Origin of the sequence: Mesorhizobium sp. LNHC229A00, assembly GCF_000502415.1 — a bacterium.
GTDB lineage: Bacteria > Pseudomonadota > Alphaproteobacteria > Rhizobiales > Rhizobiaceae > Mesorhizobium.
In genome coordinates this window covers 109209-134552 of the sequence record NZ_AYWQ01000002.1, presented here as the reverse complement: position 1 = coordinate 134552, position 25344 = coordinate 109209, and the positions used below count along the sequence as shown (strand labels likewise).

General features: G+C 64.1%; 23 protein-coding genes and 4 pseudogenes. 16 read left to right on the top strand and 11 right to left on the bottom strand.

The features are described from left to right. Positions 1-65: 65 nt before the first annotated feature. Complete coding sequence (locus X742_RS165655; RefSeq protein ID WP_023770233.1) at positions 66-1007, top strand: phosphoribosylaminoimidazolesuccinocarboxamide synthase; 942 nt, start codon at positions 66-68, stop codon at positions 1005-1007. A 206-nt stretch (positions 1008-1213) separates the two neighbouring features. Next, positions 1214-1609, top strand: a complete 396-nt coding sequence (locus X742_RS165660) for an acyl-CoA thioesterase (RefSeq protein WP_023770232.1) — start codon at positions 1214-1216, stop codon at positions 1607-1609. Between the two features lie 478 nt (positions 1610-2087). On the opposite strand, the gene X742_RS165670 is transcribed toward X742_RS165660, so the two are convergent. Next, positions 2088-2456, bottom strand: a complete 369-nt coding sequence (locus X742_RS165670) for a helix-turn-helix domain-containing protein (protein ID WP_023770230.1) — start codon at positions 2454-2456, stop codon at positions 2088-2090. A gap of 90 nt (positions 2457-2546) precedes the next feature. Here X742_RS165670 and X742_RS165675 point away from each other — a divergent pair, with 90 nt between their 5' ends. Then, positions 2547-3152 carry an NADPH-dependent FMN reductase gene (locus X742_RS165675; protein ID WP_023770229.1) on the top strand — a complete coding sequence of 202 codons (606 nt, stop codon included), beginning with the start codon at positions 2547-2549 and terminating at the stop codon, positions 3150-3152. Between the two features lie 102 nt (positions 3153-3254). Here the strand turns inward: X742_RS165675 and X742_RS01000000169565 are convergent. Both X742_RS01000000169565 and X742_RS165680 read right to left on the bottom strand, forming a co-directional pair. Beyond that, positions 3255-4513 (bottom strand): annotated as a pseudogene (locus X742_RS01000000169565) (RNA polymerase sigma factor). After that, a complete protein-coding gene (locus tag X742_RS165680; protein ID WP_023770228.1) occupies positions 4510-4914 on the bottom strand; it encodes a YciI family protein in 405 nt (134 codons plus the stop codon). Before X742_RS165680 ends, X742_RS01000000169565 begins: the two are co-directional and overlap by 4 nt. Positions 4915-5142: 228 nt before the next feature. Between X742_RS165680 and X742_RS165685 the strand changes: the two genes are divergently transcribed. The 4 genes from X742_RS165685 (at position 5143) to X742_RS165700 (ending at position 10917) form a co-directional block, all read left to right on the top strand. Beyond that, positions 5143-6018: a DMT family transporter gene (locus X742_RS165685; RefSeq protein ID WP_051407592.1), complete on the top strand. Its 876-nt coding sequence runs from the start codon at positions 5143-5145 to the stop codon at positions 6016-6018. A gap of 324 nt (positions 6019-6342) precedes the next feature. Then, positions 6343-7824, top strand: a complete 1482-nt coding sequence (locus X742_RS165690; RefSeq protein WP_023770226.1) for a family 16 glycosylhydrolase — start codon at positions 6343-6345, stop codon at positions 7822-7824. A gap of 35 nt (positions 7825-7859) precedes the next feature. Beyond that, entirely contained in the window at positions 7860-9596 is a 1737-nt protein-coding gene (locus X742_RS165695; RefSeq protein ID WP_023770225.1) for a type I secretion system permease/ATPase, read from the top strand. A gap of 1 nt (position 9597) precedes the next feature. Then, positions 9598-10917 (top strand): HlyD family type I secretion periplasmic adaptor subunit, encoded by a 1320-nt coding sequence (locus X742_RS165700; protein WP_023770224.1) that lies wholly within the window; start codon positions 9598-9600, stop codon positions 10915-10917. Positions 10918-10979: 62 nt separating this feature from the next. On the opposite strand, the gene X742_RS165705 is transcribed toward X742_RS165700, so the two are convergent. Beyond that, positions 10980-12290, bottom strand: a complete 1311-nt coding sequence (locus X742_RS165705) for a hemolysin family protein (protein WP_023770223.1) — start codon at positions 12288-12290, stop codon at positions 10980-10982. A 94-nt stretch (positions 12291-12384) separates the two neighbouring features. Then, entirely contained in the window at positions 12385-13092 is a 708-nt protein-coding gene (locus tag X742_RS165710; protein WP_023770222.1) for an LssY C-terminal domain-containing protein, read from the bottom strand. A 110-nt stretch (positions 13093-13202) separates the two neighbouring features. On the opposite strand from X742_RS165710, the gene X742_RS165715 reads away from it, so the two are divergent. Continuing rightward, positions 13203-13913: a gamma-glutamylcyclotransferase gene (locus X742_RS165715; protein ID WP_023770221.1), complete on the top strand. Its 711-nt coding sequence runs from the start codon at positions 13203-13205 to the stop codon at positions 13911-13913. A gap of 7 nt (positions 13914-13920) precedes the next feature. On the opposite strand, the gene X742_RS165720 is transcribed toward X742_RS165715, so the two are convergent. The 3 genes from X742_RS165720 to X742_RS165730 all read right to left on the bottom strand — a co-directional run bounded on the left by X742_RS165720 (position 13921) and on the right by X742_RS165730 (position 16495). Further along, entirely contained in the window at positions 13921-14727 is an 807-nt protein-coding gene (locus X742_RS165720) for an extensin family protein (protein ID WP_023770220.1), read from the bottom strand. A gap of 116 nt (positions 14728-14843) precedes the next feature. Continuing rightward, entirely contained in the window at positions 14844-15869 is a 1026-nt protein-coding gene (locus X742_RS165725) for an extensin family protein (RefSeq protein ID WP_023770219.1), read from the bottom strand. A 200-nt stretch (positions 15870-16069) separates the two neighbouring features. Further along, positions 16070-16495 carry a DUF3775 domain-containing protein gene (locus X742_RS165730; RefSeq protein WP_023770218.1) on the bottom strand — a complete coding sequence of 142 codons (426 nt, stop codon included), beginning with the start codon at positions 16493-16495 and terminating at the stop codon, positions 16070-16072. A gap of 141 nt (positions 16496-16636) precedes the next feature. Here X742_RS165730 and X742_RS165735 point away from each other — a divergent pair, with 141 nt between their 5' ends. Beyond that, the gene (locus X742_RS165735) at positions 16637-17170 is read left to right on the top strand and encodes a tetratricopeptide repeat protein (RefSeq protein ID WP_023770217.1); all 534 of its coding nucleotides are present in this window, start codon (positions 16637-16639) and stop codon (positions 17168-17170) included. 834 nt (positions 17171-18004) lie between these two features. On the opposite strand, the gene waaC is transcribed toward X742_RS165735, so the two are convergent. The 3 genes and pseudogenes from waaC to rfaD form a co-directional block, all read right to left on the bottom strand. Beyond that, positions 18005-18985, bottom strand: a complete 981-nt coding sequence (gene waaC / locus X742_RS165740; RefSeq protein WP_023770216.1) for a lipopolysaccharide heptosyltransferase I — start codon at positions 18983-18985, stop codon at positions 18005-18007. After that, complete coding sequence (gene waaF, locus X742_RS165745) at positions 18982-19989, bottom strand: lipopolysaccharide heptosyltransferase II (protein ID WP_023770215.1); 1008 nt, start codon at positions 19987-19989, stop codon at positions 18982-18984. The genes waaC and waaF overlap by 4 nt, the downstream gene beginning before the upstream one ends. Continuing rightward, positions 19962-20836, bottom strand: a pseudogene (gene rfaD / locus X742_RS01000000169555) (ADP-glyceromanno-heptose 6-epimerase). Before rfaD ends, waaF begins: the two are co-directional and overlap by 28 nt. A 185-nt stretch (positions 20837-21021) precedes the next feature. On the opposite strand from rfaD, the pseudogene X742_RS1000000176670 reads away from it, so the two are divergent. The 7 genes and pseudogenes from X742_RS1000000176670 to X742_RS1000000171430 all read left to right on the top strand — a co-directional run. After that, positions 21022-21069 (top strand): annotated as a pseudogene (locus tag X742_RS1000000176670) (type II toxin-antitoxin system prevent-host-death family antitoxin); the annotation flags it as partial. Positions 21070-21087: 18 nt separating this feature from the next. Next, complete coding sequence (locus X742_RS1000000176440) at positions 21088-21213, top strand: hypothetical protein (RefSeq protein ID WP_280800177.1); 126 nt, start codon at positions 21088-21090, stop codon at positions 21211-21213. Beyond that, positions 21206-21613 (top strand): hypothetical protein, encoded by a 408-nt coding sequence (locus X742_RS01000000169550; RefSeq protein ID WP_245275481.1) that lies wholly within the window; start codon positions 21206-21208, stop codon positions 21611-21613. Before X742_RS1000000176440 ends, X742_RS01000000169550 begins: the two co-directional genes overlap by 8 nt. Before the next feature lie 46 nt (positions 21614-21659). After that, positions 21660-22292 carry a LysE family translocator gene (locus X742_RS165755; RefSeq protein WP_023770213.1) on the top strand — a complete coding sequence of 211 codons (633 nt, stop codon included), beginning with the start codon at positions 21660-21662 and terminating at the stop codon, positions 22290-22292. A gap of 133 nt (positions 22293-22425) precedes the next feature. After that, positions 22426-23919 (top strand): D-glycero-beta-D-manno-heptose-7-phosphate kinase, encoded by a 1494-nt coding sequence (gene rfaE1 / locus X742_RS165760; protein ID WP_023770212.1) that lies wholly within the window; start codon positions 22426-22428, stop codon positions 23917-23919. An 8-nt stretch (positions 23920-23927) separates the two neighbouring features. Further along, on the top strand, positions 23928-24500 hold the full coding sequence (locus X742_RS165765; RefSeq protein WP_023770211.1) for an SIS domain-containing protein: 573 nt from the start codon (positions 23928-23930) through the stop codon (positions 24498-24500). Continuing rightward, positions 24493-25258, top strand: a pseudogene (locus X742_RS1000000171430) (HAD-IIIA family hydrolase). The gene X742_RS165765 and the pseudogene X742_RS1000000171430 overlap by 8 nt, the downstream one beginning before the upstream one ends. Positions 25259-25344 lie beyond the last annotated feature (86 nt).

The window sequence follows — 25344 nt, the reverse complement described above, 5'->3', positions numbered from 1 at the left end:
TTGTCGAAGAATCTGCAACTTTTTGGAATCATGCTCTGCCCACTCTGCGCAAGGCAGGAGAACCCATGCGTGTCCTGTCGGATGCTTTCATTCCCGAACTGCCGGGCTATTACAAAGGCAAGGTCCGGGAGAACTACGACCTGGCCGACGGCAGGCGTATCATCATCGCTACCGACCGTCTCAGCGCCTTCGACATTATCCTGACCTCGATCCCGTTCAAGGGAGAGATCCTGACCCGGACGGCGCGGTACTGGTTCGAGGAAACGGCCGACATCTGTCCCAACCATGTGTTGGAATACCCCGACCCCAACGTCGTCGTCGGCACAAGGCTCGACATACTGCCGGTCGAGATCGTCGTGCGCGGCTATCTGGCGGGGACCACCAGCACTTCGATCCTGACCCGCTACCGACGCGGCGAACGGGACATGTATGGAATGCGCCTGCCAGGTGGCCTGCGCGACAATGAGAAGCTGGCCGAACCCATTATCACGCCAACCAGCAAGGCGGCCGGCGGCGGACATGACGAGCCGCTGGCCAGGGACGAGATCCTGGAGCAGGGCCTGCTCACGCAGGAGCAGTGGGACACGGTTTCGGATTATGCCCTGAAGCTGTTCGCCCGTGGCCAGGCGCGCGCGGCCGAACGCGGCCTGATTCTCGCCGACACGAAATACGAATTCGGCACAGACAAGGACGGGACGGTCATTCTCGCCGACGAAATCCACACGCCCGACAGCAGCCGCTACTGGATCGCGGCGAGCTATGAGCAGGCGCTGGCTGATGGCACGCGGCCGGAGAGCTTCGACAAGGATTTCATCCGCTCATGGGTGACGGCGCGCTGCGATCCCTACAAGGACCCGATCCCGAGGATTCCGGACGAGATCGTCGACCAGGCCTCCAAGGTGTATGCCCAGGCTTACGAGGCGATCACCGCCAAGGCATTCGTTCCCGACATTTTCGGCGACACTGTTCTCGACCGCATCCGCGCTAACCTTGCACGTTATTTTTGAGAGAGGTGCGATCTCCAGGAACTGCATTCCTCGGCGATTGGGAGAAATCCTCCCTGACACCCGAAGCCGCTGAAAACCAGGCACAACCGGGCGAATGCCAGGTTAGCCTATGGCCTTGGGGCGAGGAAACAGCGGCCGCCGCGCGTTGACCTAGTCCCATGGCGGCGATACGGGATTGATGACCATCACTGCTTAAGGATGCTCCCATGGTGCAGTACGCGGACGGACGGCCGATCGGAGACCTGACCCTGCGCACCCTGGCCATGCCTTCGGACGCCAATGCCGCCGGCGACATTTTCGGCGGTTGGGTGATGGCGCAGATGGATCTTGCCTGCGGCATCCGCGCCGCAGAGCGCGCCAGCGGCCGCGTGGTGACGGCGGCGGTCAAGGAAATGTCCTTCGCCAAGCCGATGAAGATCGGCGACACGCTGTGCATCTACACCCATGTCGAACGCGTCGGCCGCACCTCGATGACGCTCAAGGTCGAGGCCTGGGCGCAGCGCTATCTTTCCGACCTGATGGAAAAGGTGACGCACGCCGACTTCGTCATGGTGGCGCTCGACGGCGAGGGCAAGCCGAAGGCGGTTCCCGCCGAGAGCTGATTCCACACCGCCAAGCCGGGGCATTTGTAACATCGCCGGAGCGAAGCGATGCGTTCAGCGACATCCTGCCGTTGCCCTTCACGCGCAATTCTGCGGGGCACCGGAGAAAGACAATGCGTCAACACCTGTTGAACGGCTGGCTTGCGGCAGCTCTCGTGGCCCTGGTCTGCCTGCTCGGCATAACCGCTTACGCCGAAGTCAAACAGGACCTTGGGCGCACCGCCTGCCTGCATGACACGACGGATGCTAAGCAGCTGTTAGCGACGTGCACGCTCTGCAGCCAGACGCCTTGCGGAGCGTTGGTGCGAAGTGCCTGACTGGCTGCCGTTGGAATGCGGTCCGTCGAGGGTACCGGGGCGTTGGACCGGCATCGAGCGCCATAGACAAAATCCCCAAGTCGCTTTCAGGGAACCTTTACTCCGGCAGCAGCAGCTAGTGCCGGTCGGTGCGAATTTGGACCCCTTGCCGCGCAAGGGTTTCAGGCATGCATGTCGTCGAACCTAGCGCGCGCCGACTGAACGCGCTGGGTGTTCTTGCGTGCCCATTCGCCAAGCGCGCCGACGGGCACCAGCAACTCGTGACCGAGCTCCGTCAGCTCGTAGTCGACGCGCGGTGGAATGGTCGGAAACACTTTGCGGGTGACGAAGCCGTCGCGCTCCAGGCCGCGCAACGTGGTGGTCAGCATCTTCTGCGAGATGCCGCCGACGGCGGCGCGCAACTCGTTGAAGCGCAGCGGTCCGCCACCTAGCTTGCCGACCACGAGCACGGTCCATTTGTCGCCGACGCGCTGCAGGATTTCCGATACTGCGCGGCAGTCCTCGGTGTTATGCGGGTGCCTCAGTAACAAAAACGTGCCTCCTTGCGCATCAAATTATCAGTATCACATATAGCGCCGGTATCCAAATGATACCAAAGATTCCCGCAAGGAGAGCCCCTTATGTCCAAGCCCAAAATTGCTATTGTCGTCGGTTCGACGCGCGCCGCCCGCTTCGCCGACGTGCCGACGCAGTGGATCGCCAAGATCGCCAAGGCACATGCCGACATCGATGTCGAAATTGTCGATCTGCGCGACTTTCCGCTGCCCTTCTTCGATGAGGTCGCGTCCTCCGCCTGGGCGCCGTCGCAGAACGAAGTCGCACAGCGCTGGCAGAAGAAGGTCGCAGGATTGGACGGCTTCATCTTCACCGCCGCCGAATACAATCACGGTCCGACGGCCGTGCTGAAGAATGCTATCGACTACGCCGCCAACGAGTGGAACAAGAAGCCGGCCGGATTTGTCGGCTATGGCAGCGTCGGTGGCGCCCGCGCCGTCGAACAGCTTCGTCTCCATGCCGTCGAATTGCAGATGGCGCCGGTCAAGTCCGCAGTCCATATCGCCTGGGGCGATTTCCTCGCCGTGCGCCAGGGCGAGAAGAAGCTCGAAGATCTCGAGCATCTGAACCAGGCCGCCACCGCGCTGGTCAACGACGTCGCGTGGTGGGCCAAGGTGCTGAAGGCCGCCCGCGCCGCCGACGCCATCGCCGGAGAAGCCCAGGCGGCCTGATCCGCCGGACGGGATTATCCTCCCAAGGGATACGGGCGGCGCTTGCGTCGCCCTTTTTTCGTTGGCTGCGTTCTTGCAAAGAAGTTGGCGGCGGAGTGCCAACTAAAGGTCCCGACCGGCGGCCGCCGTGGCGCGGGCAAGCAGCAGGGCGCGTTCCCTGTGATTGCCGGTCAATTCAGCGGCGTGGCGGAACGCGGCACTGGCTTCCGCCCCATGGCCGAGCTTCTCGAGGAGATCGCCGCGCACCGTGGGCAAGAGATGCGAGTCCTTCAGGCGCGGCTCGTCGTTCAGCGCCTCGGCGATGGCGAGCCCTTGCGCCGGGCCGAACGCCATGCCGACCGCCACGGCGCGGTTGATTTCGACGATGGGCGAGGGGCCGAGAGCGCAAGCGCCTGATAGTAGGCGGATATCGCGATCCAGTCGGTGTCCGCGGCGGTGACCGCGCGCGCATGGCAAGCCGCGATCATCGCCTGCAGCAGATAGGGGCCGGGCGCCGATGTCAGGGCCATGGCGCGGTTCAGGCCGTCGAGGCCGCTCCGCATGAGCGACCAGTCCCACCGGCCGCGGTCCTGGTCGAGCAGCAGGATCGGGTCGCCCGCCTTGTCGGTGCGGGCGGCGAAGCGCGAGGCATTGAACTCCATCAGCGACACCAGCCCTTGCACCTCGGGCTCATCAGGTACCAGCGCCGCCAGCGAGCGGCCGAGGCGCAGCGCCTCGCCGCATAGATCGGCACGCAGCCAGTCCGGTCCCGCGGTGGCCACATAGCCCTCGTTGAAGATGAGATAAACCACCTCCAGCACAGTCGTGAGGCGTTCGCGGCGCTCTTCCGCGCGCGGGGTCTCGAACGGGACGGCGGCATCGCGAAGGCCTCGCTTGGCGCGCACGATGCGTTGGGCGGCGGTGGCTTCGGACACCAGGAAGGCGCGGGCGATCTCCGGCGTCGACAGCCCGCCCAAGAGCCGCAAGGCAAGCGCGGCACGCTGCTCGGCGGGCAGGACGGGATGGCAAGCGGTGAAGATCAGCCGCAAAAGGTCGTCGTCGATATCCTCGTCGAGCGCTGCCTCGATGTCGGGCATCTCGCGCTCCAGCTCGGTCAAGTCGACAGCGAGTTGGCGATGCTTGCCGTCGATCATGGTGGTGCGGCGCAGCCGGTCGAGCGCCCGGTTCCTGGCGACCTGCGTCAACCAGGCGGCCGGATTGCGCGGAATGCCGTCGCGAGGCCAGCGCTCCAACGCCAGCAGGAAGGCGTCCTGCGCGATTTCCTCGGCCAGTCCGACATCCCTGAGGGTGCGTGCCAGTCTGGCGGTGAGCTTTGGCTGCTCGATCCGCCAGACGGCTTCGATGGTTGCGCTGGCCGTCAAGCCTTCAACTCGCCAAAGCCTTCCGCCACCTTCTGGACGTCCTCGGGAAATTCGCTCATTTCGAAAACCTGGCGGATTTCGATCACGTCATTCTCCCCGGCGGGACAGCGGCGCGCCCATTCGATGGCTTCGTCGCGCGAGCGCACGTCGATCACCCAATAACCGCCAAGAACCTCCTTGACCTCGGCGAAGGGGCCGTCGACGACCACAGGCTTGCCGCCCTTGTAGCTGACCCGCGCTCCGGAGGATGGCGGATGCAGCCCGTCGAGCGCCAGCAGCACGCCGGCTTTCTTCAGCTCGTGATTGTATCTCATCATCCCTTCCACGGCCTCGGCGCCGGGCCTGACATCGGGCGTCGCCTGCGCGTAGCCGGCGGGGATCATCAGCATCATGAATCGCATGTCTTTCTCCTTGTTTGGGTTGGTTCGATCATATGACGAACGGGCAACGGCGGAATCGACAGCGCGAAGAAAATTCAGGCCCCGATCACTCCGGCAGCAACGTGGACCGCCATATCGGCGGGGCTGCCACCTGGCCCCGCCGGTCCGCCCTGATATATCCAGCTGCGATCCACCACATGAGGGGGCCTCGTGAAGTCTTCCAGCCTTGCAGGCGCCGTTTCTCCCACGATGCCGGTGCTTGTCTGCGCCCTAGGCATCTTCCTTCTGTCAGGGATGGACGCGGCGATGAAGGTCCTGGTCCTTGCCGTCGGCGTCTACAACACGGTGCTGTGGCGCAGCATGCTGGCGACCGTGGTTGCCGGCGCCGGCTGGTCGGCGGGACCGCGCACGCTACCCGCGCCTTCCGTGCTCAGGCTGCATGCGCTGCGTGCCGCGGTCGTCGGCTTTGTCCTGCTGTCCTTCTTCTGGGGGCTTGCCCGGCTGCCGCTGGCGGAGGCGATCGGACTCAGTTTCGTGGCGCCGCTGTTTGCCCTGCTGCTCGCGGCGCTGCTGCTCGGCGAACGAATACAGCGTCAGGCGATCTGGGCCTCGCTGGCCGGCATTGCGGGCGTCATAATCATCGTCGGCGGACAGTTCGGGCAGACAAGCCATGCCAGGGATGCCTTGCTCGGCACGGCGGCGGTGCTGGTGTCGACGGGATTCTATGCCTACAATCTGATCCTTGCGCGGCAGCAGGCGCTGGTGGCCAAGCCGATCGAGATCATGCTGTTCCAGAACCTTTGCGTGGCGGTCTTCCTTGGTCTCGCGTCACCCTGGCTGGCCATTGCCCTGCCGCGTGAGCTCTGGCTTCCGCTCGCCGGGGTGACGGCGCTGTCGCTCGCCGGCCAATTCCTGATGAGCTGGGCCTATGCGCGGGCCGAAGCGCAGTATCTGATTCCGACGGAATACTCCGCCTTCATCTGGGCGATCGCCCTTGGCTGGCTTTTCTTCGACGAGGCGGTGACCTGGACCACGCTGGCGGGAGCGGGTCTCATCGTCACCAGTTGCCTGATCGCGGCACGCTCAAATCCCAGGCTTGCCGAGCCGATCGAAGCTGCTCTCTGATGGCGTAAGCTTCCCGCCCGCCATGCGCCTAAGAGGAAGGCTGATGAGCCCGGAGGAGGATAGCGGTCATCTAAGTAGATCATTCATCTAAGTAGATCCTTTGCAATTTAGAGTTTATACACCATTTTACTAAATAGCCTTGCTTAAGCGACGCTCTTTCCCCGAATAATAAGTATATGTCTTCCGAAAGATCGATGATATGGTGGATTGTGTAATGATTCCCTGGAACGAAAATCGTTCCTTTCAGCATTGGTCCTACGTGGCCATCCGGAAATTTTAAGCGACGGTTCGAGGCGGCCAGGCCTCACGAGGAGGATGTATCCGATGAGCTTCTTCGTCAACGCCGTGGGTGTTCCTCTTTCCTATAGCGGCACGTCCAACCACTGGTTCTCGGCGCCTGGGGCCGGGCCCGACTTGTACGGCAGCGCGGGAAATGACTCGTTTTACGGAGCGGGCAATCTCAACGTCACCATGCATGGCGGCACGGGCGATGACATCTATTACCTCTATGGGGCGGGCAACAAGGTGGCCGAGGGCGCCGGTGCAGGCATCGACACGATCAGCACGTGGATGAGCTACAAGCTCCCCGCCAATGTCGAGAACCTCATCGTCACAAACCCCAATAACTACGCTTTCGGAAACGGTTTGGACAACATCATCACCGCCAAGGCCGGGCACCAGACGCTGGACGGCGGCGCGGGAAACGACGTGCTGATCGATGGCGGCGGCGGCTACGACACGTTCGTCATCTCGAAAGGCAACGGCAGCGACCTGATCGCCAATTTTGCCGCCACCGACGCCGTCCGCCTCAATGGCTATGGGTTCACGTCGTTCGATGCCGTTCACTCGCACCTGATCCAGGCGGGATCGAACGTGCTGCTGAACCTCGGATCCGGCGAGATCCTCGAGTTCAAGGACACGACCGTCGACAAGCTGCAGCCCAACCAGTTCGAATTGCCGATCGACTTGTCCGGCATGAAGCTGTCCTTCAGCGACGATTTCAACACGCTCAATCTTCACAACGCCCAGGGCGGCACGTGGGATACCAATTTCTCATGGGGAGCGCCGAACGGCAGCACATTGACCAGCAATGGCGAGCTGCAATGGTACATCGACGCCAATTACGGGCCTACGAGTTCCATCCACCCGTTCAGCGTGAACAACGGCGTCCTCACCATCACCGCCGCGCAGGCGCCAGCCGACATCAAGCCCCTGATCAACAACTACGAATACACGTCAGGTATCCTCAATACGCACAGCACCTTCTCACAAACCTACGGCTATTTCGAAATGCGCGCCGACCTGCCCGAGAACGCCGGCGCGTGGCCGGCCTTCTGGCTGCTCCCGGCAGACGGCTCGTGGCCGCCGGAACTGGATGTGATCGAAACGCGCGGGCAGGACCCGAACTCGTTGATCATGACGGCGCATTCGAATGAAACGGGAACCCACACCAAGGTGACGTCGATGGTGAACACCATGGATACCGCCGGCTTCCACACCTATGGGCTGCTGTGGACCCCGGACAAGCTCGTCTGGACCTATGACGGTGTCCAGGTCGCTGAAGCGGCGACGCCATCCGATATGCACAAGCCCATGTACATGCTGGCCGATCTCGCGGTCGGCGGCCTTGCCGGCGCGCCTCCCGATCATCTGGCGACGCCTGCCGAGATGAAGATCGACTATATCCGCGCCTATACGCTGGACAACGCGCCGGCGAGCGCCTTGCACACCGCCACCAGCACCGCCACGCATAGCATCGCCAGCAGCACGCTGCACGGCGGTTCCGAATTCGGGGGCCACGCGTAAGGTCCCGGGATCATGCAGCGACGGGAAATGCGGAAATGACTGGACCGTCCGGCCTGCGTCCGGTCTTCCTGCGCGCCATCGCCGATGTCGGCGTCTTCTCGCTGCTGATCAACATTCTGCTATTGGTGATTCCGCTCTACCTGCTGCAGGTCTATGACCGCGTGCTGCCGTCCTCCAGCGTCGAGACGCTCGTCTATCTTTCAGCTATCGCGGTGCTCGCGCTCGCCTTTCTCGGGCTGCTTGACGCGATCCGCGCCGTTTACACGCAGCGCGTCGCGGCGACAGTCGACCGCAAGCTGGGTGCCAGCACCTTCGCCATTTCGCTCGGCGCGAGATATGCCGGCGGCCTGTCGCCGCTGCGCGATCTCGCTTCGGTCTGCGCCTTCATCAGGTCACGCGGCGTGGCGGTGCTGTTCGACCTGCCTTTCGCCCCTGTCTTCCTCGCCTTGCTCTATCTCATCCATCCGGTGCTGTTCTGGGTGACGGTCGCCGGCGCGGTGCTTTTGCTCTTCCTGGTCGTTGCCAACCAGCTTGCGATCGGCAGGAACGATGCCTTGTCCGCGGAGCGTTCGGCGTTGGCCAGCCAGGCGGAACAGGCCTTTGCCCGCAATGCCGAGACGCTGCGCGCCATGGGCATGGTGCGGAATGCCTCCCTGGTCTGGGGACGGCACGTGGCGGCGGCGCTTACCTTCCATGACCGTTCCTCGAGCGCCAATGCGATCTTCAGCGGCGCCTCGCGGGCGTTGCGCATGGTGCTGCAGCTGGCGATCCTCGGCGCCGGCGCATGGCTGGTGCTGCAGGGGCAGATGACGGCCGGCATGATCTTCGCCTCCTCGCTGGTGTCGTCGCGCGCGCTGCAGCCCCTCGACCAGCTGATCGGCGCCTGGCGGCAGATCGCCGACGCGCGGCGGGCGTGGACGCGGCTGGAAAAAGCGCTCGCAATGCGTCCGGCCGAGCCGCGAAAACTGATCCTGCCCGATCCGGCTGGCGCGATTTCCGTGCAGGACGTCTTCTTCATGGCACCGAACGCCAAACCCGGCACGGAACCCATCCTCAAGCGGCTCAACTTTGCGATCGGCGCGGGCGAAGCGTTGGCCATCGTCGGCCCGAGTGGGGCCGGCAAATCGACACTGGCGCGGTTGCTCGTGGGTGCCGCCCAACCGACCGGCGGCTCAATCAGGATCGACGGCGCCGACCTCAGGACCTGGGACGAAGGCCAGCTCGGAAAGCATGTCGGCTACCTCGCGCAGGAGGTTGAGCTCTTTCCTGGATCGATCGCGCAAAACGTCGCCCGCTTCGACCCGCAAGCGGACGACGCCGCGATCGTCGAGGCGGCAAGGCGCGCCCAGGTGCACGAGCTTATCCTGGCGCAGCGCGACGGCTACCAGACCATGATTGGCCCGTCGGACAGGGCCCTTTCGGGGGGCGAGCGCCAACGGATCGGCCTGGCGCGCGCCTTCTACGGCAATCCGCGGCTCCTGGTGCTCGATGAGCCCAGCTCCCATCTCGACGGCAGCGGCGAGGCCGCGCTCGAGGCGGTGCTTTCGGCCGCGCGCGCGGCGGGCGTCACGGTCGTCGTGATCACCCATCGCCCTGCGATCGCCGCCGCTTGCGACCGCGTGATGCTTTTGCGCGGCGGCATGGTCGAAGCCTTCGGCCCTGGCGACGAGGTGCTGCGGCGCTCGGTAATCGGCAAGGCCCCCCAGCAGAGCACGGTGGTGACCGGGTCATTCGTCCCGACAATCCGCGCGGGTGGCGGTTTCGGATCGTGAGATGACGACACAGAGCCTCGCCTGGGACCGCCAGCCGCGCACCGACATAAGACGCGTGGCCCTCACCGGCTACGTCGCCATAGCTGTGCTGGCGGGCGGCTTCGGCTATTGGGCCGTCAGCGCTCCCTTGTCGGGAGCGGTGATCACGCAAGGCACGATCTCGGCGACCGGCGGAAACATCCGCATCCAGCATCGCGAGGGCGGTATCATCAGGGAATTACCGGTCCATGAGGGCGATCGCGTGCAACAGGGTCAGGACCTGGTCGTGCTGGACCCAACGGCCGCGCAGGCCGAGCTCAACCGGCTGGTGAGGCAGTCGATCGCGCTCAGGGCAAGTGCGGCGCGGCTGGAGGCGGAACGCGACGGATTGGACAGGATGGCACCCATCACCGAAGCGGCGCCGGCACCTTTCCAGCACGATTTCGAGATCCTGGTTCGCGAACAGCAAAAGGAATTCGACGCCAGGCTCGCGCGGTTCCGGTCGGAAAAATCGATCCTGGCACAACGCGTCGCCATGCATCGACAATCGGTGGTGGGGTTGCAGGCCCAGCAACAGGCCATTCAGCAGCAAGCCGACGTCGTGAAGAACGAACTCGGCATCAAGACCGGCCTGCTGGACAAGGGCCTCACCAACCGCACCGAGTACTCCCAGCTGTTGCGCAGCGAGGCCGATCTCGTCGGGCAGGCCGGGGCGCTGGAGGCCAATCTGGCGACGGCCAACACCCAGATCGTCGAAGCCCAGGAGCAGATCGAGCGCCAGACCACGCAACGCGTCGAGGAGGCGCTGACGAAGCTGGACGACGTTCGCGCCAATCTGGCCGACGTCGAGGAGCAGACCATGGCGGCGGAGGCGGTGCTGCGGCGTACGACGATCAAGGCGCCGGCGGCAGGCATCGTGGTGTCGTCGGCATATAATTCCAAGGGAAGCGTGATTGCCCCCGGTGAAAAGATCATGGAAATCCTGCCCACGGCATCGGGCCTCGTCGTCGATGCAAGGCTGCGGCCGAAAGACCTCGATCAGGTCCGTGTCGGCCAGCCGGCGAAACTGCGACTGTCGGCCTTGAACGCGCGGCTCACTCCCGAGGTTTCAGCCACGGTGGCGCAAATTTCCGCGGACCGGCTCATCGACGAGGCAACGCATGAGCCCTATTTCCGCGCCAAGCTGAGGATCGCGGCCGACCTGCCGTCCGGCGTGAAGCCCGAGCAGCTTTATCCCGGGACGCCGGTCGAGGCGTTCATCAACACCGGCGACCGGACTTTCCTGGAGTATCTGGCACGGCCGATGCTCGATTCCTTCGCCCGCGCCTTCACCGAGCGGTAGAGCTCGCCGTCCGCGCAATATATTGGTCGAGAACCGCCGGGCCGAAAACCAGGCATATGCCGTCAGCGCACCATCTCGCGGTGGCCGCTGGGCAGGCGGGTGGCGATCAGCTTGTCGATGCGGCGGCCGTCGAGGTCGACGACCTCGAAGCGCCAGCCCTGCGCGTCGACACATTCGCCGGTCGCCGGCAGATGGTGCATGTGCGACAGCACATAGCCGGCAACGGTCTCGTAGTCGCGGTTCTCCGGCAGGTCGATGCCGAGCACCTCGGCCATCTCGTCGGCCTGCATGTAGCCGGCGAGAAGCCATGAGCCGTCGTCGCGCTGGACTGCGTTTTCTTCCTCGCCGGCCTCAAGGTCCGAGCGGAAGACACCGGTGATGGCTTCGAGGATGTCGGCGGGGGTGACGATGCCTTCGAAGTGGCCGTATTCGTCATGCACCAGCGCCATCGGCACGTCGCTCTCCTTCAGCTTCTGCAACACATCAAGCGCATCGGCCTGGTCGTGCACGATCGGTGCCGTGCGCACATATTTGCGCGGGTCGAGCGCGCGGCCACCGAGCAGTGCGGCCAGCACGTCGCGCGTCTGGATGACGCCGATCATGGCGTCCACCCCGCCGTCGCCGGCGGGCAGGCGCGAATGCTGGGTGTCCATCAGAAGCTTGCGGATCGTGGCATCATCGGACTGCAGGTTGATCCAGTCGACATCGGTGCGCGGTGACATGACGGCACGCACCGCGCGGTCGCCAAGCCGCATGACGCCGGCGATCATGCGCCGCTCGTCGGATTCGATGGTGCCGTGATGCTCGGCCTCGGCGACCAGCATCTTGATCTCCTCGTCGGTGACCTTTTCCTCGCTTTCGCCGCGCTGGCCGAGCAGCCAGAGCACGGCACGGCCCGAAATATCGAGCAGAAAGACCAGGGGGGCCGAGATGGTGGCCAGGATGGTCATTGCCGGCGCCGCCCGTGCCGCGACCCGCTCGGGATCGCGCAACGCGATCTGCTTGGGCACGAGTTCGCCGACAATCAGCGAGGCATAGGTGATGATGGCCACGACGATGCCGACGCCGAGCGGGTCGGCTATGTTCTCGCGGATGCCTGCCGTAGCCAGATATTGCGCCAGTCTCTGGCCTAGCGTGGCGCCGGAAAAGGCGCCCGAAAGCACGCCGACCAGCGTGATGCCGATCTGCACGGAGGACAGGAATTTGCCGGGATTGGAGCCAAGCGCCAAAGCGCGGCCGGCACCCTTGACGTTGCGGTCGATCATCGCCTTCAGGCGAGCCGGCCGCGATGAGACGATGGCGAGTTCGGACATCGACAGAAGGCCGTTCACACAGATGAGGACGACCACGGTGGCGATTTCAACGTATAGCATGAGGGCTCAATAGCATTGCAGCACGGCTTTCGAAAATAGTCGGAAGCCATTTTAGAAAGATGACAGCGGATGCGGGCCACGACCTGACCTGCCGTCACGGCAACTGCTTCAGCACGCCGACAATCGCCTTGCCGTCGGTGAAATAAGGGTCGCCGCCGCCATTGCGGCCGCTCCGGGTGGGGCCGATGCCTGCCAGGCCGCTGGTCGAAGCCAACAAGCCGGCCGCGTTGAGATCGCCGATCATAAAGTCGCGCTCGGCATCGAGGTCGGGACCGATGTGATGGGTGATGGCGCCCGTGTCATGGCTCAGACCGACGCCGCGATCGAAGCTGGCGGCACCCAGCCAGAGCGGCCTGCCATCGTCGCCGACCGTATCCGTCCGCCAAAAACGGACGTGATGGCGCCGGTCGGCACTGTCGCCGACCGGCTTTTCGAAAGCGAGTTGCTGGGCGCGGCCTTCGAACAGCAGACGGCTTATCGGTGCGTCGGGATAGGGGCGGGAAAACAGGACACTTTCACCGATGTCGATGGCGGTTCTCAAGGTGACGGCGTCGGCGGTGTCCCAGCCGGCAACGGCGAAAGCGTGGACCAACTCCTTCTCCGTGCCGATCAGGCCGACATTGATGGGGTCACCGGGAATGCCTTGCGGCGTGTGGGTGACCATCTCGAAATGCCGATCGCCAAAGCCGCGATCACGGAACGTCCAGAATTCCGGCGCCGCGACATAGGCGAGCGCCAGCCAGGCACCCAGCACGGCCGCTGCCCAGATCGCGATGCGTCGCTGGAGGCTTCGTTGGCTCATAAACGCGGCTCGATCCGAGCGGTATCTGTTGCCTGACGGTTCCTGGAAATCAATGGCCAGAGATGAGCAGACGGTTTATCGTCAGCCATCATTTTTTCGTGGGGGCGGGAATGAAGCGGAAGCCGACGGGCCTGAGAACGATGGCGTTGACCGCGGATCTTGTCGCCCGGGTCGAGCGCGTCGAACCGGATCCCGGGCCCGAGCCTGGAACGGCCGAGCACACCAACGCGGAGTTCGATGAGTTGGTCGCTCGACTGCTTGCCGAATATCGGCCCGAAATGCTGTGGGTCTTCGCCTATGGTTCGTTGATCTGGAATCCCGAATTCGTTCCTGTCGAGCAGCGCCGGGCGACGGCGCCTGGATGGCACCGCTCGTTCTGCCTGAAGCTGACGCGTTGGCGGGGGACGCGCGAATTGCCTGCCCTGATGCTGGCGCTGGACCGGGGCGGCAGCTGCAACGGGATCGTCTACCGGCTGCCCGATGAAGATCATTTCGGGCAGCTCGGCCAACTGATGCGCCGGGAAATCGATGCTAACCCGCCAACCAACGTGCCCTGCTGGATCAAGGTCAAGACCACGGAGGGTCCGCTACGCGCTCTGGCTTTCGTCGCCGCGCCGGATGGCAAGGCCTATGCCGGACGGTTGCCGTTGGAGCAGGTTGCGGACACGCTGGCGCGAGCCGCCGGACACTGGGGGTCGTCGGCGCAGTATCTGTTCCGGACCGTCAGCAAGCTGGAAGAAAGCGGTATTCGCGATAAGAATCTCTGGCGCATCCAGGATCTCGTGGCTCGGCAAATTATCGCGTCCACCGGTGACGCATGATCTGTTCCTACCGGCAGGCGCGATAACCGTTCCTGCGGTTCTTGATGTCGAAATGGAAATGGTTGCGGTGGTCGTAATTGTAGCCGGGGCCGAGCACGGTGGTGAAATACTGGCAGCCGTCGGCGCGCACATTGTTGAGGAAGCCGCGGGTGCGGAAGGCGAACAGGCCTGGTTTGCGCACGTCGATGTCGTCGCCATTGTTGAGTTCGATGCTCATGACGTCGAGCGCGTTGCCCTTGCCGTGCTCCGACAGCACGCCTTCGCCGGCAATGTTGCGGCAGGAATAGCTTGAGCCCTGGTGGATGGTCCTGACGCCGGAGAAATAGCGCCAGCGAGCGGAGGGAACGAGTTCGTTCTTGGTCCAGGCGGCGAAGGTGGCGGCCATGTCGCAGGTCAGGGTCGCCGCGGGTTTCATCTGGATGCTGCCGATAGCCGTGACCTTGACCGGATAGTCGATGCCGCACTGGCCTTCATGGATCGGTGCCAGGTCGGTGTAGGCGACATCGAGGCGCCTCAGCTGCTGGCGGCAATCGGTTTCGCTGGCTGGAATCTGCTCGACCGGCGACATCGGCTCGTCCATGCGCGGATAGGCGGCCTGCGTCATGTAAGGATTGGACGGAACAAGCTTCTGCATGCCCTGATATTGCGGCACGGCCGCGGTCTGCGAGCCGACATCGACGGCAGGCTGCAGCGACAGCACGCTGCCGGTGTTGCAGGCGGAAACCGCGGCCAATGCAAGACCGGCGGCCATAAGCGCCGCAGGTTTCAGTTGGTGCGCGGCGGCGAGGAAAACGGCGCGAAATTTGCCGGCCATTGGCGGAATCCTACTTCTGCATATCCGGCATTCTAACGATCAAGGGTAAAGGAAAACTCAGCGTCCGCGTTCATGCCTGGGGCGGAATTGCGGCGGTGATCCTGCGTCGACCGCGTTTATTGGCAGAACGTGCCGCCATGCCGCCGGGGCTCAAGGTCGAGATGGAAGTGCAGCGCGTGGTCGGCGTCGGCGCCCGGGCCGAGCACGGTCTTGAACGGGCCGCAGGCGGCCTTGCGTACGGCGTCGAGGAATTTGCCGTCTTTTTCCGGAGGCGCCGGCCCGACCTCGATCGTCTTGCCGTCGGATAGCGTAAAGCTGGCAATGTCGAGCGCGTTGCCGAAAGCATGTTCCGACAGTTTGCGCGTGCCATTGCGCGGCCGGCAGACGAAGGCCGACGCCTGGCCGATCGATTTCAGGTCGGCGCCGAATTCGGCTTTAGCCGCCGGCTGGATGACGTCGGCGGCAAAACGCGCCGCCGCCTCGGCCATAGGGCAGTTGAGCTCGGTGCCCGGACCAATCGCGATCGATTTGCCAAGCGACTTCAGCACGATGGGGTAGGGGATCGAGCAGCCGATTTCGGGGTTGCTTTCGGCCTTGCGCTCCTCGAATTCGACGCCGAGCGTGTTCAGGCGCTCGCGGCAGGCGACTTCCTCAGCCGGCATCTTGTCGGCGGGAAAATCGGCCGAGCGTGGATCGGGCAGCATCTTCTCCTCGCCACCTGCTTCCGCCGGCTTTGGCGTTGGCTGCGGGGCGACGGCCGGCGGTTGAGGTTCGGGCGTCGTGGTGGCGGGCTTCGGCGTCGGCGTCGGCGCCACGGCAGGCGGCTCCGGCTCGCTTTCCGTTTCGGCTGGTGGTTCCGGTGGTTTCGGGCTTTTCTGACGTGACTCTTCGTCCTTCGGCAGATTGGGCGCCGCGCCGCTCTTTGGATTTTCAGCGTTTTGGTCTTGCGACTTTGGGGTGTCCGCCTTCGGAGTGTCCACCGGACGTGGCTCGGGCACCGGAACATCGGCGGACGGCCGAGCATCCTGCGTTGCCAGCGGTGCCGGATTGGGCGCAAGATGCTGCCTGGCTCGCGCTCTCGACTGCCGCTTGCCTCGCGGCTTCAGCGGCTGATCGGCCCGCTGTGTCAGCGGTTGCCCCACGCGCGGGCTCAGCGGCCCATGGTGTTTGTGACGATGTTTGGCGTCGGCCGGCATGACCAGCAGAGCCGTGACGGCTAAGGCCAATGCAATCCTGTACCTTCGAGAAAAGCTCAGCTTTGCCATTCTCCACAAAACGGCGCCGGCCGGCTGAAGTTGCCTGGACAGGCGCTTAGACCCGATCACAATCGGTTACCTCCGCGTTACGCGCCGATCGCTTCCAGCCCCTCTTCCAGCCAGTCGGCGAGCAGCGGCATGCCGAGCAGGTATTTTGCGGTGCGCTTGTTGGCGCGCTCGCGTGCCGCGGTTACGGCGTCGGCCCATTCCGAGGCGTCGTAGTCGCCGCGGCCCACCCAGGCCAGCGCGATCAGCTCGGCGGCCTCGTCGATATTGAGGTCGTTGATCAGCTCGCGCAGCTCTTCCTCGGTAAGGTTTTCCGAGCTTTCCTCGGCGAGCCCGTCGTGGTGGTGGTTGTCATGCGTGTCGCCGTCGAACTCGACCTCGTGTTCGGCGCCGTCGGCATAGTCCTCGTTGACGGCCGCGCTCAGCGCCTTGGCCTTGAGAATGAACAGCCGCACGGTATCGGGGCCGATCGTGAGATCCCAGTCCTTTTCGAGCCGTCGCTGCACGGGCCCTCTCCGTCAGTCTTTTGCCGGATGATACCGGATTTGCGGCATCCGTCACCTCATGTTCTACAGGTTATCTTTTCGGGGATGAAACGCGGACCGCTCGGCGTTAGTGTTGCATTGTCACACCCTCAGGAGGTTTCCATGCATAAAAGAGTGCTGATCCACGCGGCGAGCGCGCTTATCGCTCTGCAGTTCCTTGCCGTTCCCGTTTTTGCGGCGGGCAGTGGCGGCGACACCAATACGACCACCCAATGCAAGAAAGGCATGGTCTGGGACAAGAAGAAGAACAAGTGCGTCGCACCCCAGGAAGGCATGCTGGACGACGACAGCATTTACTATGCCGGGCATGACCTGGCGATGGCCGGCCGCTATGACGAGGCGATCGCCGTGCTCAGCCTCGCCGCCAACAAGCAGGATCCGCGCATCCTCAACTATCTCGGCTACTCGCACCGCCATTCCGGCCGCGTCACCGTCGGCCTCGGCTATTACGAGGAAGCGCTGCGCATCGATCCCGATTACACGCTGGTGCGCGAATATCTCGGCGAGGCGCATCTGCAGATCGGCGACCTGGCCGGCGCCCAGCAGCAGCTGATGGAAATCGAAAAGCGCACCGGCAAGGGTTCGCGCGAATACGGCATGCTGTCCGAGCAGATCGAGCATTTCATGAGGAGCTGATCGGGCCCTCATGATTTCTCAAAGCGGCCGCGAGCGATCGCGGCCGTTTTTGTTCGGCTCCGTCCCACGGCCGCCCTCGCTACAAAAGAAGGGATGATTTTTACAAAACCGATTTTTGGGCGTGAAAAGCCCGCAAAGATTGCTATATTCAGGGAAATTGCGGTGAAACGGTTCCGTTAGCCCGAGGCTGCCGGACCGTTTTCTTTTTGTACCCCAACGACAAGGCTTCCCCCGAATGCGGGGGCGGCGGCAGGAAAGGTCAGGCACTATGAACAAGGTCCCGATGACAGGCGAGGGGTTCGCGTCATTGAAGGAAGAACTGCGTTGGCGCCAGCAGGAAGAGCGGCCGCGCATCATCGAGGCGATCTCCGAGGCGCGCTCGCATGGCGACCTGTCCGAAAATGCCGAATACCATGCCGCCAAAGAGGCGCAGAGCCTCAATGAAGGCCGCGTCAACGAGATCGGAAGAGCACACGTCTGAACTNCCTCGCCCATCGCTCGCGCGCTCATCGGCAAGGAAGTCGGCGACGCCATCGAGGTGAATGCGCCGGGCGGCGCCAGGGGGTATGAGATCGTCCAGGTGCAGTTCATTTAAAAACCGAAGACGAGGGCACGCCGCCTTTTCTGCCTCTGCTCGATTGCCAAATGGCGCGCCGGCCCCTCATCTGGCTGCCGCCATCTTCTCCCCGTAAACGGGGAGAAGGACGCTGTCATTTAGGGTTTCGCCAATCGCCGGCGTTGCGGGCCAGCTTCTTTCTCCCCGTTTAAGGGGAGAAATGCCCGGCAGGGCAATGAGGGGCGGCGGCGCCCTTCGGATCGAATTGATTGAATAAATCAATTTCCGCCGGGACCGGTCTGGCGAAGCATCAACAACCTCTCCACTTCCGCAACCACCTCAGCCGGCGTCACATGCGTCCCGGGCACGGCCAGCAACGTCGACGCATACGGCCCGCGCGGTCCGGTCAGACCCGGCTCCGTCGCCAGGAACACGGCGACCGTCGGCAGGTCGAAGGCGCTGGCGAGATGGGTCAGCCCGGTGTCGGCGCCGATGACCAGGGTCGAGCCGCCGAGGATGGCGGCAATGTCGGCCAGCGGTGACTTCGGCACCACGACCGTGGATGGCACGGCCTTGGCGATCGCTTCGGCCACCGCCTTCTCCCGTTCGTTCGACCAGGTTGTGAGCGGCGTCATGCCACGCTCGACCAGCAAGCGGGCGGTTCCGATCCAGTCCTCGAGCGGCCATTTCTTGTCCTCGCGGCTAGTGCCGTGCAGCAGGAACGCGGTCCTGCCGTCGATGCCGTCGACCATGCTGATCGGCGCCACGATGCCGGAGTCGAGCGTCAAAAGGTCCGGCCGATAGCCGAGCGCCAGCCCGAACAGCCGCCGTGTCCGCTCGATGGCGTGCAGGTCGCGCGGCACCGCAAAGGTGATATCATAGAACAGCGTCGCCGAGGGCTCGCGAACGCTCGACCGGTCGAAGCCGGCGATCGGCGCGCGCGTCTGGCGTGCCACCAGGGCCGACTTCAGCAGGCCTTGCGCATCGATGACGAGGTCGTAGCGGCATTCGCGCAAGGTTCGGCGCAAGGCCGCCGCCTCGCGCCAGGTGTTCGTGTCGAAGAGGTTCTTTCGCCAGCGCCTTATCGCCACAGTGTGGATGGTGCGGATCGCCGGATGCAGCGTCAGGATGCCGGCAAACGCCTCCTCCACGCACCAGTCGAAAGCGATATCGGGCCGTGCGCGGCAGGCATCTTGAAGTGCCGGAAAAGTGTGGATGACATCGCCCATCGACGAAGTCTTGACGATCAGCACCTTCATGCCGCGGCCGACACTTTCAGCAGGCGGTCCGCTGCCGCGGCGACCTGCCCGACTTCCAATGTCTTCAGGCAGTTGAGATGACCGAGCGGACAGATTTTCCGGTGGCAGGGCGAGCAGGACAGGCCGAGCCAGACCAGTTCGCGACGCTCCGCCAGCGGCGGCGTGTTTTCAGGGGAGGTCGAGCCATAGACGGCAACGATGGGTGTACCGACGGCGGCCGCGACATGCATCAGCCCGCTATCGTTGGAGACCGCGAGCCTGGCCGCCGCGATCAGGTCGATGGCGTCCTCCAGCCGCGTCTGGCCGGCAAGGTCGACGACGCCGGGTGCAAGGGCTGCGATCTCCGCCGTCACGTCGCGGTCGTTCTTCGAGCCAAACAGAGCGACCTCGAGGCCCTTGGCCATGAATTCGCGGGCAAGGCCGGCATAGCTTTCGCTTGGCCAGCGCTTGGCCGGGCCGAACTCGGCCCCGGGCATCAGGGCTACGAATTTCCGCGGCGCCAAGCCGAAACGATCGAGCAGGGCGGCCTGGTTTTTCGCGTCGACGGTGAGCCGGGGTGCGCGGAAACCGCCACCCTGGGCGAGGCCGAAATAGGCCTGCGCGGTGCGTCGTTTCATGGTGTCGGGCAGCGGCACGATGTCGGTCAGGAGCCCGTAGCGCATTTCGCGCAGATGGCCGATACGGCGCGGAATGCGGGCAAAGAACGGGATCAGCGCCGACTTCCAGCTGCCCGGCAGGACATAGGCCATGTCGTAGCGGCCGCGCAGCAGACGGCCGAAACGGCGGCGATGGCTGAATTCGAGTGCGCCAGGCTTCAGCGGAAAATCGATCTGCTGTCGGATTTCGGGCATGCGCTTGACCAGAGGTGCCGCCCAGGCGGGCGCCAGCACATCGATCGCGGCATCGGGATGGAGTTCCTTCAGCGCCGAGAACAGGCACTGCGCCATCACCATATCGCCCACCCAGCGTGGGCCGATCACGAGGATCGTTGGGCTTTCAGCCATTCGACATAGTCTCTGACGCCGGTTTCTACAGTGCGGAATTGCCCGTTATAGCCGGCCGCGCGCAAGCGGGACATATCAGCCTGGGTAAAACTCTGGTAGCTGCCCTTGAGGTGGTCGGGGAAGGGGATGAACTCGATCTCGCCCTTGCCCAGCGTGTCGATGACCGTTTCGGCGATCGCGCGGAACGGCTGGGCGCGACCGGTGCCACAGTTGAAGATGCCGCTGGCGCCGCGCTTCCACAGCCACAGATTGACGTCGGCGACATCGCCGACATGGATGAAGTCGCGGCTCTGTTCGCCGGGACCAAAGCCGTCATAGGCGCCGAATAGCTTCGGGTTTTCACCGCGCTGGACCTGGTTGAACAGATGGAAGGCGACCGAGGCCATGGAGCCCTTATGCGCCTCGCGCGGGCCATAGACATTGAAGTAGCGCAAGCCGGCGACCTGCGAATGATCACTGTCGAAGACCGTGCGCCTGACATAGTCGTCGAAGAGCTTCTTGGAATAGGCGTAGACGTTGAGCGGCCGNCGGAGGAGGCGTAGAGGAAGGGCACGCGCAGTGCTTGGCAGGCATGCAGCAGCCGTTTCGAATAGGCGTAATTCACCTCCATCATGAACTTGCCGTTCCACTCAGTGGTGGTCGAGCAGGCCCCCTGATGGAAAACGGCCTCGACACGGCCAAGAGTGCCGGCCTCCATGGGCGACAGGAAATCATCCTTGTCGAGATAGTCGGCTATCGTCAAATCGGCCAGGTTGGCGATCTTGTGGCCGTCGGTGAGGTCATCGACGACCAGTATGTCGTCATGGCCTTCCGCATTGAGCGCGGCGACGATGTTGGAGCCGATCATGCCGGCGCCGCCCGTGACGATGATCATGAAGGCCTCTGGTTGCGTGCGATTCCGGTCCTTATAAGGGAGGCTGGCCGGGCTGTCGACAAAGCAGGTGGCCGCTCGGGGCTCGCCTGCTCAGGCTTTCTGTTTTGTCCATTTTGTCTATTATGGGGCAAACAAGTTTCCAATGAAACACTATCCATGTGCTCGCGGCTGCCAGCCAGCAGCCGGTCTCCATCACTCGCCACAACAGGCCGAGATACGTCCTGATGAGCATCGAGGCCTACGAAGCGCGCTTCGGCAACGATAGCTGTCGCGTCTACGCGGCCGAGGACGCACCGCTGCAACATGTCGAGATGCTGGAGCAGTACGCCGCGGAATTGCACGGTGATTAAACCCGTGGCCGCGGACGTCTGGCGATATCCATATCTGTGGCATCGCCGACATGGAGACGGCGAGACCGAAGGCCGCAAGGCTAGGCCTGGCGCCTTCGTTGCCGTTCTTCCCGGAAAAGCCGGAGGCACGAACCGTTTCATCCTTGCAATCACCTCCACCCAGCCGGGCCGTGATCGCGTCGCAGTTGGCGTTCCGGAAATTGAACGCCGCCGCGCCGGCCTTGACCCTACCCCGCTTTGGGTCATAGTCGACGAGTACAACCACGATATTCTGGAATGGTCGGCTTATTCGAACCGGGTGCACGTATCGGCGCATTCAGTCCGTCATTCCACAAAAAGTCATGTCGGCTTCCATGGCAACTGTTCGCGCGGGCCAACCCAAAGCCATCCCACGGGCTGACTGAAAGCCCTGCAATCGGGCAGGGCAGGATCATGAGGGACAAGAAATGCCGCCGACCGAACTGCTGATCGCGTTTTTCGCCACCACGGCGATCTTCGCCTACATTCCGGGCCCCGCCATGCTTTATGCCGCCGCGCAGACCATGGCGCGGGGGCGCTGGTCGGGGCTGACGGCGGCACTCGGTATTCATCTGGGCGGCTATGTCCATGTCTTTGCCGCCGCCGCTGGCCTGTCGGTGCTGTTCCACGCCGTGCCGCCGCTCTACATGGCCGTCAAGCTGGTGGGCGCGCTGTACCTGATCTGGTTGGGTATCTCGCTGTTTCGCAAGCGCGTGGAGGGCGACGTGGCGCTGCCCGCGATCGAGCGGAAGTCGGCGCGGCGCGCGTTCTTCGAGAGCATCACCGTCGAGGTGCTCAATCCCAAGACCGCGATCTTCTTCATGGCCTTCCTGCCGCAGTTCATCGATGCCTCGGCGGGGTTCCCGGTCTGGGTGCAATTCGTGGTGCTGGGCACCGTCGTCAACCTGATGTTCTCATCGGCCGATGTGGTGTGCGTGTTCCTGGCCGGCCTGGTGATCGGCCGGCTGCGGCGTTCGAGCCGTGCGCAGCGGCTGATGCAGAGGGCAGGCGGCGCGGTGCTGGTCGGGCTGGGCGTCCACGTCGCCTTGCAGAAGGCCTGACCTGTCCGGTTTGCCTCCGCCCGGCGTTGCGCTGTGCCCAATTGCGGTATATCGGCAGGCATGACCGGCCGGCCTCGCAAATCTGGTGTTTCGACCTATCTGAGATCGGCGTTTCCCGCGCGTGGCAGATGACATGATCAAGCACAATCCGCCTTCACCCGAGCCCCTGCACCGCGCCATTGCGCGCTTCGGCGACGTCGCCGTGCTGGTGGTCGGCGACATCATCCTCGACCGCTTCGTCAATGGCGTCATCGAGCGGATCTCGCCGGAAGCGCCGATCCCGGTGCTGCATGGGCGTGGCGAAAGCGCGGCGATGGGCGGCGCCGGCAACGTCGTGGCCAACATCGTCTCGCTTGGCGCGCGCGCCATTCCGGTCTCGGTGATCGGCACTGATCCCGCCGGCGACAGTCTGGTACGGATGCTGGGCGAGCTTGGCGCCGAGACAGTGGGCCTTTCACAGCAGCGCGGCCGGATGACCTCGTCGAAGAGCCGCTTCAGCGCGCTCAACCAACAGGTGCTGCGTTTCGACGAGGAAGAGATCAAGCCGCTCGGCGAGGCGGAACGGGCGGAGCTGATCCGCCGTTTCCGGGATGCATTGCAACATGTCGACATCGTCATCCTGTCCGATTACGGCAAGGGCATATTGCTGGACGGCGTCGCCGCCGAGCTGATTGCCATCTGCCGCGAGGCGGGCAAGCCGGTGCTGGTCGACCCGAAGGGCCGCGACTACGCGCGCTACGCCGGCGCGACCGCCGTCACCCCCAACCGCAAGGAGCTTGGCGAGGCCGTTGGCCATGCGGTGTACGCCGATGACGAGATCGTTGCGGCGGCACGGGAACTGATTGTGGCGCACGGCTTCGATTTCGTCCTCGCCACGCGCAGCGAGAAAGGCATGAGCGTGGTCGGTCCCGAAGAGGCGAGCCACATCGCCACCCAGGCGCGCGAGGTGTTCGACGTCTCGGGCGCCGGCGATACGGTGATCGCGACCTTCGCGCTTGCGCTTGCCGCCGGTGCCGATCCCGTCGCCGCTGCCTCCATCGCCAATGCCGCCGGCGGCGTCGTGGTTGGAAAACGCGGCACCGCGCGGCTGAGCGTCGAGGAACTCACCGGCGCACTGTTCCGCTCGCACGGACCCACCGCGCACAAGGACGCCATCCTGGACGCCACTTCGGCCGCGCGCATGGTGGCGGGATGGAAGGCGGAGGGCCTGAGCGTCGGCTTCACCAATGGCTGTTTCGACATCCTGCATGCCGGCCATGTCAGCCTGCTGCACGCGGCGCGCAGCCAGTGCGACCGGCTGGTGCTCGGCCTCAACAGCGATGCCTCGGTGCGACGGCTGAAGGGACCGGGCCGCCCGGTCAACGACCAGCACGATCGCGCCTGCGTGCTCGCGGCCCTCGCTTCGGTCGATGCCGTCATTGTCTTCGATGAGGATACGCCGCTGGCTCTGATCGAGGCGCTGCTTCCCGACATTCTGGTGAAGGGCGCCGACTACACGATCGACACCGTGGTCGGCGCCGATGTGGTGCGGAAGGCGGGCGGGCGTGTCGTTCTGGTCGATCTCGTCGCCGGCAAGAGCACCACTGGCACCATCGGCAAACTGCGCGCCGGCGGCGCCACCAACTGAGAGAATTCATGTCCGAATTGAACGACTATCTGGTCCGCTCGGCGGCGGCCATCACTGCCACGGTCGAGCGAGATCTGACCGGCGAAATGGATCGTGCGGTGAGTGCTGTCGTGGCGGCGCTTTCCCAGGGAAAGGCCTTGCTGGTCTGCGGCAATGGCGGCTCGGCCAGCGACGCCATACATATCGCCACCGAACTGGTCGGCCGCTTCCTGAAGGAGCGCAAGGCCTACAATGTGATTGCGCTGCCGGCCAACGCCGGGATGCTGACCGCCTGGGGCAATGATTACGGCTTCGACACGGTGTTTTCGCGCCAGGTCGAAGCGCATGGTGCCGCGGGCGGCGTGCTTTTGGCGATCTCGACCAGCGGCAATTCGCCGAGCATTCTCGCCGCTGCCGAACAGGCGCGCATGATGGACATGACGGTAATCAGCCTGACCGGCGATACCGGCGGCAAGCTCAAGCCGCTCACCGACATCCTGCTCAACGTCCCCTCGACCTCGACGCCGATCATCCAGCAGGGCCATCTGTGCCTCTATCACTATCTGTGCGAGGTGGTCGAAGCGCGCCTGTCGAATGGGTGACAGGATCGGGAAGCCGCACCAGCTGACCGAACCGGGCCTGTGGGTGGAGCAGGTCGGCGGGCGGGTTTTCCCCGCGCGCTCGCCGGCGCTGTTCCTGGACCGTGACGGCACCATCAATGTCGACACCGACTATCCCAGCGATCCGGGCGAGATAGAACTCAGGCCGCGGATGCTGCCGGCGATCGCCGCCGCCAACCGGATCGGCATTCCGGTGGTCGTGGTCACCAATCAGTCCGGCATCGCGCGCGGCTATTTCGACTGGGGCGTCTTTGCCGCGGTAAACGGCCGCGTGCTCCATTTGCTGGACAGGCAGGGCGCGTTCGTCGACATGGTGCTGGCCTGCGCCTATCACGAGGCGGGCGTCGGGCCGCTCGCCATAACGGACCATCCGATGCGCAAGCCCAATCCGGGCATGCTGATCGAGGCGGGCAGGCGCCTTGATCTTGACCTCCAGCGCTCGCTGATGGTNCTATCACGAGGCGGGCGTCGGGCTGCTCGCCATAACGGACCATCCGATGCGCAAGCCCAATCCGGGCATGCTGATCGAGGCGGGCAGGCGCCTTGATCTTGACCTCCAGCGCTCGCTGATGGTGGGCGACAAGCTGGCCGACATACAGGCGGCCCAACGCGCAGGGCTGGCACAGGGCTGGCTGGTCGACGGTGAGGCGGCGCTTCAGCCTGGTTTCGCCATCAGGCGCTTGCATGACGACCACGATCTCGGCGGGCTGCTTGCCGCCATCGACGCGCTCGGATCGTAGGGCCTACGCCTTGTCGTTTTGCTGCAAGGCTTCGTAGAGCTTGGCTTCGGTGGCGAAGGAATAGATCATCACCGACATTGAGTAGA